We start from the raw sequence: 7,121 nt of genomic DNA, 5'->3' as shown, positions 1-7,121 counted from the left end.
CAGTAACCTTTACTTTTTCAACATTTCCCCTTTTAAATATCGAAGAGGCTTGTGGTTCTAATGGCTTTTGCTGAGGATACTTCACACATCCCCAAAGAATTGATAATAATACTAAGGCAAAAATAAGTTTTGATGATTTAAATTTTTTCATCTAATCACCTCAGCATATATTATTTCCTTTTACAATCAAAAAATGTATAAAGCCCTATTTTCAACCTAATAAAAAGATAGAAATAGGGCTAATATATTTTTCTATTCCTATATCTTATATTTTTTAAGCTCAGCCTTTAGATTCAAAGTAAGACCTTCTAATTGTTCCACATAATCTAAAAGTTCTGTTATCTTATGGGAGTATTCTGTTACGCTGGCACTCATTTCTTCAGAGGATGCGGAATTTTCTTCAGCAATGGCAGCCAAAGAATGGATATTTTCAAATACTTCTGAGATTTTTTTAGTTTCATAGGTAAGCTTATCAACAAGCTCTACAATTCCATTTGAGACATTTGTTATTTTTATGGTTCGTTTTATACACATTCACACAGTTGTATTTGATAGAATAAAAAGGAGTAAATAATATTTTTAAGATTTTAATAGTAATGAAATTTGTTATTTATGTTGAGTTATCATCGGTATGATTATATAGCATTGTGGCAACTCTTATTAATAAAGTGCTTAACTCATATAATCTATCATATCCAGCCTAAATATCAATAGTCTTATACACCAAATTTAGTATTTTAATAGAGTATAGATAATTTTGTATAAATGGATTATTTATCAAAACATCGTTACTTTAAGTTGCCGATCACAATAAGTATATGTAATATTAAATAACTATTTTTAACATACATTAATTGTTAAAACTTTCTTTGAAAAAATCAAAATTCATCCAGTTTTCGGTTATCCATCGTTTATCGATTCCATTAAAGTATGTATATTCAGCATATTTCTCATTTTCTGTTAATAATTCTATCACTATGCCAAGATATTTTGTATTGCTTTCTAAGTTTTGTACTGCTTCTGATTCTGACTTTAATTTTACTGCAAGTTCAGAAGAAACTAAATCTTTGATTACTTGTATCTCATTATTTTCTAATTTATTTTTTGTTGATATTTTTAGTAGTATAACATTGCCTTTAAATGGATTAATTACTTTTATATTTTTATGTTTTTTAATTTTACTATTAACATCTTTTATGAATTTTTCCATATATTTATCTTTATAGTCTCTACTAGCAACATTTATTGCTGTATTCTCATAATAATTAAATTCATTTGTCTTTTTATTGTACTTTTCATATATTATCAAATTATTATCAATGAAAATTCTTAAGATGGCAGAATCATAAAATATATTCTTATCATGTACTTCTTGATACGGGAATCCAGTATATTTATAATTTTTAAGCACAGCATATCTCATGAAATAATTCCTAGCATTTGAAATATCTTTTCTAGTAACTGATTTATCAAATTGAATATATATGTTTAATATATTGTCAACAATATGAACAGAACTATCTGAAATATCTAACAACTGAAATTGATCAGCAAATTTTTCTTCTGCTGTGTCATCAAAAAAGTATATTTTTTCATTTTCTTTCGAAAGATCCAAGTATTCAATCGGTGCTTGCTTATCGTTAACAGTTGCTTTACACGAAACTAACATCAGTAAAATAGCAGAAAAAATAACACACCACTTAAAAAATTTCATATTTTTCCTCTTTTCTTTAATAAAATTGAAAATTATATTTGAATTTTATTAAGCAGATCTAGTAAAGATCTGCTTAATATTATAGTTTTATTATTTATTCATTTGGATTAACATATGACCTATCAGTAGTCGTAAGATTCATAGTTGTCCAATGTCCCGTACCCTCTACCCACTTATGCTGTGACCAAGCATAATATGTGCCTGTTGGAGGATCAGCATATCCAGTCACCTTAAGATAATCAGTATCATACTTATCTCCATATGTATAAGCTGCTAAATCACCAGTACTATCATTGTAGAGACGAACTTCAATGTTAATATAAGCACTTTGATAATTTAATGACCTATATGAAGAAAACTTTAAAGAATCTCCATATTGAGAAAGACTGATTCCCCAATCAGCACTTCTTATTGACATTTCATTACTGGGTTTATTTAATAAATCATTTTTTATATCTTTATCAAATGGTTCTCTATACAATTCATCTTTACTTTTAAGTTTTGAAAAGAATTCTGGACAAACTATATTCAATACTTCTCCTGTTGATAAACCTTGACCCATTAATTCATTCATTTTTTTAATTTGTTGATCATTTGCTATAAAAACATTATTGGCTTCCATATTTTTTTTGTCAGCAGCAAATGCTGGGATTCCAGTAGTGAGTAAAAGAACAAAAACTAGTAAAATAGAAATTCTAACTTTCATACTATTCCTCCTTTATTTTATAAGGTATTGTATGTGATCACATTAAATATATATTATCATGTTTTGAAATAAATGTAAAGTATTAAATAAATTATAAATTTATGATATACTTATAAAACTAGGAATTATTATACATACAATTCTTGGTTGTGTATCTTGATATACTTATTAAAAAAATAAAGAGAGAGGAGGGAATGTAAATGAAGATAGTACTTAATCCAGTAGAACCTTTAGTAAATGAGTGTGGACAATGTGATACACAATGTAGTAGTTACTGTGGTTTCAAATGTTACTGTGGTTCATCATGGTGATATGATTAATCTAAACTTCAGTAGGATACTGAAGAGTATAGAAGCAAAATACAGGTTGTGAACCTGTATTTTGCTTCTACATTATGATTTCAAAGTAAAGTTTGGAGGGATTTATTATGCTAAAAAGTTCTCATTATAATATTGAAATTACAAAGGATAATAATAATGAATCTGTGATTTTTAATTCTTTTACTGGAGCTATGGCTATTATTGACTCCAAAACCTATGAATACATTAATAACAATGATTTCATTGACATATCAGATGTCCCTGAAGAAATAAAAGATAATATTATTTTAATGGAAACACACGGTTATTTGGTAGATAAGGACATTGATGAAAAAGAGCGATTAAATATATTATCAAATATAGCTAGGTTTGGACAAAAAACGTTAGTTTTGACAATCGCTCCAACAATGGATTGCAATATGAGCTGCCCATATTGTTATGAGGACCATCAACAATCAAAAATGTCTCAAAAAACAGCTCTAAAACTAGTTGAATTCACTAAAAAACATCTAATCACTAACAGATTTAATAGCCTTTATATAGGATGGTATGGTGGAGAACCACTTCTTGAAATCAAAACAATAAGTAAAATTTCAAGGAAACTCATTGAATTTTGTAACGATAACAATATTAGGTTCAACTCCAGTATTATCACAAATGGGCTTTTATTAACCAAAGATATTGCTAAATTGCTTAAGAATGATTGTAAAATTGGTGCATGTCAAATAACAGTAGATGGACCTAAAGATATTAATAATAAAAGAAGAATATCGAAGGATGGTAAAGATAGTTTTACTCAAATAATAAATAATATAGACGATTGTAAAGAAGATATGTTTATTTCAATACGAGTAAATGTAGACCGGTATAATAATGAAAGTATGTATGAACTAATTGACTTCTTTAAAAGTAAAAATGACTGGAATGAGAGAGTTAACTACTATTTTGCTCCTGTTGAGAATTTAACAGAAGCATGTACATACAATAAAAAAAGCTGTTTTTCACACTCAGAATTTGCAGACATCAATGCAAACTTATTAAGATATCAATATTCACTGTCAAAAAATATGGAAATTCCTAGACCTAAACCTAAGCATCTTCCATGTGAGCACATATCCCCTAATGTATTTGTTGTCGATCCTAAAGGATATTTATATAAGTGTTGGAATAATGTAGGGATAGTGAGCTTAAATGTAGGTCATGTTGATTCAGGACCAATCTTCAATAAGGAACATATGAAATGGCTCAGTTATAAAATTCCAAATGAGTGTGAAGAATGTAATAAGAGACCTCTATGTCAAGGAGGCTGTCCCTATGCTGTTATGCAAAATGATTGTAAATTAGAATGTCATCACTTTTCAATGGGTTTTGAAACTAATTTAGAATTACTAAAAGATCAATTTTTAACGAATGAGTTGAGAAATCATGAAAAAGAAGTCAAGTAACATTATTATAAAACATGTAATGCAATATAAAGTTAGAATTATAAGTTTATTAATTTTAAGTATACTATATACACTTTGCTCAATTGTTTCACCATATATAATTAGAACATTTATTAATACCATAACAACTAGCAAAGTATTGTTAAATCAAATCTATGTCATAGTTCTAATTTTTGGTACAGCAAGTTTCATAGGAATATTCCTATCCTATTTCAGTAATATCATAGAAGTAAGACTAAGAAATGATGTTGCAAATCATATTATTAATATATCCGTAAATCAATATTATAATGCTTCAATCGATACATATAATAAATACAAGCCTGATTATCTCTCTCAAAGAATAATGGGTGATTCTTTTAAAATATCATCTTTTTTAATTGGCAATGTTCTTAGAACTGTAATAATTGAAGTTAAAGCAATCGTTATTCTTTCAATTATATTTTCTATAAAGCCAATGGCTCTAGTTATATTTATATTATCAGTACCTCTATATTTCTTTTTGTTGTTTCTTTGTAAAGAAAGACTTTACAAATGTAACTTAGCATTTAAAGAACAACGAGACGGATATTTCTCTCACCTAAATGAATTGTTGTATAATATGAAGACTATAAAAATTCATGCTATTTATCCGAAGCTAAAATCAAAGTTTAACAATGCATATTATGATTATTTAAATGGAGCTATTGATTTATCAAAAATTTCATACTTATTTACCAACATAGAAACATCATTATCCACTTTGTTAAATATAGTAATAATGCTTTATTCAGGGATTCAAATAATCAAAGGACATTTTCTTGTAGGTGATATCGTATTAATAATCATTTACTATAATGAACTACTAGAAATATTGAGATTTTCAATAAAGCAATTTGAATCATACCAAGATTATAAAGTATCATTTGATAGAATTTCAGAAATTATTGAATTAGATATAGTAAATGATGGTGACAAGTATATTGAGAAAATTAAAAACATTCGTTTAGATAATATTTCTTTTTCTTTTGATAAAAATAAAATCTTTGATAAATTTTCTTTCGAATTTGAAAAAGGAAAAATATATGGTATAAAAGGTAATAATGGTATAGGTAAAAGTACATTAATCAATCTAATTTTAGGCTTGTATAGCAAGTATAGTGGGCAAATTTATTTTAACGATTACAACATTAAAGATATTAATATGAAACAGGCTTTTTTCAAGAAACATTCCATAAGATATCTCCAAGAACTTTATCTAAGATAGATATACTTATTAATGCCCTAATTTCTCAGGAAGAATTGGAGCTGCAAGATGACTCTTCTCTATCCTTTAATGATTTGAGAGCTGACCCTGGCAAAATTAGTCTTGAGAGTGTATTTGGTGAATTAAAGAATTTAAAAATACAGGTACAGCATACAGACAGAAGGTACATACAGTCATGAGGGCATCCTTTAGCAGACATTACAGGAGAATGGTTCCAGAAATATTAAAAACTTTAGAATTCTACTCTAATAATGATGTTCATAAACCAATAATTGAAGCACTTGAAATAATAAAACAAAATTTTGGATCAGGATTTAGATATTTTTCATTGCCTAATAATATTCCTATAGAAGGAGTTATTAGGTCAAAATGGAGAAAATTTATTATAGAAAAGGATGAACAAGGACAAGAGAGAATATTAATAGGAACAACTATGAAATATGTGTGCTGCAAGCTTTAAGAGATAAACTTCGATGTAAGGAGATATGGGTAAAGGGTGCATATAAGTATAGAAATCATGACGAAGATCTCCCAACCAATTTTGAAGAAAATAGAATACAGCATTATAAGGCTTTAAATAAACCGATGGATGTTGAAGCTTTAATATCAAAGTTTCAGGAAGAAATGCTAGGAACCTTAAATAAATTGAATCAAAGGATTCCTAACAATTCCAAAGTTCGTATAACTTCTAAAGGTAGCAAGGGATGGATTTCCTTGTCTCCAAGTGAACCTCAACTTGAACCACAAATCATAATAAAACTTAAAACTGAAATAGCAAGACTTTGGCCAATGACGAATCTGTTAGATATATTGAAGGAAGCTGATTTACAGTTATCCTTTACGGATTATTTTAAAACAATGGCAGCTCATGAACATCTCGATTGAGCTACTATTCAAAAACGTCTTATTCTTGACATTTATGGATTAGGCACAAATACAGGTTTAAAGAGAGGTGCATCTGGGAATCATGGAGAAAAGTATTCTGACTTATTGTATATCAAAAGTAAGTTTATTAACAAAGATAACCTGAGAACCGCCATATCAGAAATAGTAAACGCTATTTTAAAAGCTAGAATGGAGTCTATTTGGGGAGATGAAACTACAACTTGTGCCTCAGATTCCAAAAAATTTGGTAGCTAGGATCAAAATCTACTTACCGAATTGCATATTAGGTATCGTGGTCGTGGGGTAATGATTTACTGGCATGTAGAAAAGAATCCAACCTGTACCTTCTACTGTTTTCATAAGATTATGTAGATGCTTTTTATGCTCTGTTCTACCTACTGTCATGAAATATCTCCTTTCATAAAATAAATTTTATTGAAGTCATTTTCCTACAAACATCTGAGTAAAAATTTTTCCATATTTAGAACCTTCTTTAATGCCTATACCTATATGGGTAAAATTAGAATTAAGTATATTTTTTTTGTGACCTTCAGAATTCATTAAAGATGTATGGGCAGCCTTTACACTAGGATTTCCTGCAATATTTTCTCCAGCATAAATGTATTTTATTCCAAAATTTCTCATCATTTCGAAGGGACTACCATATGTAGGGGAGTAATGACTAAAATAATTATTGTCTATCATATCTTGAGACTTATTTCTAGCAACCTCACAAAGTTCTAAATCAACCTTTAAAGGCTCCAAACCTCGTTTGGATCTTTCAGCATTGACAAGTCTAAGCATT

At 28.2% G+C, this 7,121-nt stretch carries 8 protein-coding genes and 1 pseudogene; 5 read left to right on the top strand and 4 right to left on the bottom strand.

Annotated features, from left to right (window positions below; translation table 11 throughout):
* Nucleotides 1-258: 258 nt before the first annotated feature.
* The 3 genes from BUB36_RS18100 to BUB36_RS18090 form a co-directional block, all read right to left on the bottom strand.
* Nucleotides 259-534: a hypothetical protein gene (locus BUB36_RS18100; RefSeq protein ID WP_073153562.1), complete on the bottom strand. Its 276-nt coding sequence runs from the start codon at nt 532-534 to the stop codon at nt 259-261.
* 316 nt (nt 535-850) lie between these two features.
* Nucleotides 851-1,714, bottom strand: a complete 864-nt coding sequence (locus tag BUB36_RS18095; protein WP_073153559.1) for a hypothetical protein — start codon at nt 1,712-1,714, stop codon at nt 851-853.
* A gap of 94 nt (nt 1,715-1,808) precedes the next feature.
* Nucleotides 1,809-2,420 carry a hypothetical protein gene (locus BUB36_RS18090; RefSeq protein WP_073153555.1) on the bottom strand — a complete coding sequence of 204 codons (612 nt, stop codon included), beginning with the start codon at nt 2,418-2,420 and terminating at the stop codon, nt 1,809-1,811.
* A gap of 427 nt (nt 2,421-2,847) precedes the next feature.
* Here BUB36_RS18090 and BUB36_RS18085 point away from each other — a divergent pair, with 427 nt between their 5' ends.
* The 5 genes and pseudogenes from BUB36_RS18085 to BUB36_RS20710 all read left to right on the top strand — a co-directional run bounded on the left by BUB36_RS18085 (nt 2,848) and on the right by BUB36_RS20710 (nt 6,688).
* Nucleotides 2,848-4,185: a radical SAM/SPASM domain-containing protein gene (locus tag BUB36_RS18085; protein ID WP_073153552.1), complete on the top strand. Its 1,338-nt coding sequence runs from the start codon at nt 2,848-2,850 to the stop codon at nt 4,183-4,185.
* Complete coding sequence (locus BUB36_RS18080) at nt 4,166-5,431, top strand: ABC transporter transmembrane domain-containing protein (protein WP_073153549.1); 1,266 nt, start codon at nt 4,166-4,168, stop codon at nt 5,429-5,431. The genes BUB36_RS18085 and BUB36_RS18080 overlap by 20 nt, the downstream gene beginning before the upstream one ends.
* A gap of 208 nt (nt 5,432-5,639) precedes the next feature.
* Entirely contained in the window at nt 5,640-5,891 is a 252-nt protein-coding gene (locus BUB36_RS18075; protein ID WP_131821358.1) for a hypothetical protein, read from the top strand.
* Complete coding sequence (locus BUB36_RS18070; RefSeq protein WP_073153543.1) at nt 5,876-6,316, top strand: hypothetical protein; 441 nt, start codon at nt 5,876-5,878, stop codon at nt 6,314-6,316. The genes BUB36_RS18075 and BUB36_RS18070 overlap by 16 nt, the downstream gene beginning before the upstream one ends.
* Before the next feature lie 6 nt (nt 6,317-6,322).
* Nucleotides 6,323-6,688: pseudogene (locus BUB36_RS20710) on the top strand (Tn3 family transposase).
* A 69-nt stretch (nt 6,689-6,757) separates the two neighbouring features.
* Here the strand turns inward: BUB36_RS20710 and BUB36_RS18060 are convergent.
* A partial coding sequence (locus tag BUB36_RS18060; RefSeq protein ID WP_073150093.1) for a CAP domain-containing protein occupies nt 6,758-7,121 on the bottom strand: 364 nt, incomplete at its 5' end.

The sequence above is a fragment of the Paramaledivibacter caminithermalis DSM 15212 genome (assembly GCF_900142245.1).
In the GTDB taxonomy this organism is placed as follows: domain Bacteria; phylum Bacillota; class Clostridia; order Peptostreptococcales; family Caminicellaceae; genus Paramaledivibacter; species Paramaledivibacter caminithermalis.
The sequence above is the reverse complement of the archived record's forward strand: the minus strand, read 5'-3'. Positions and strand labels throughout refer to the sequence as shown.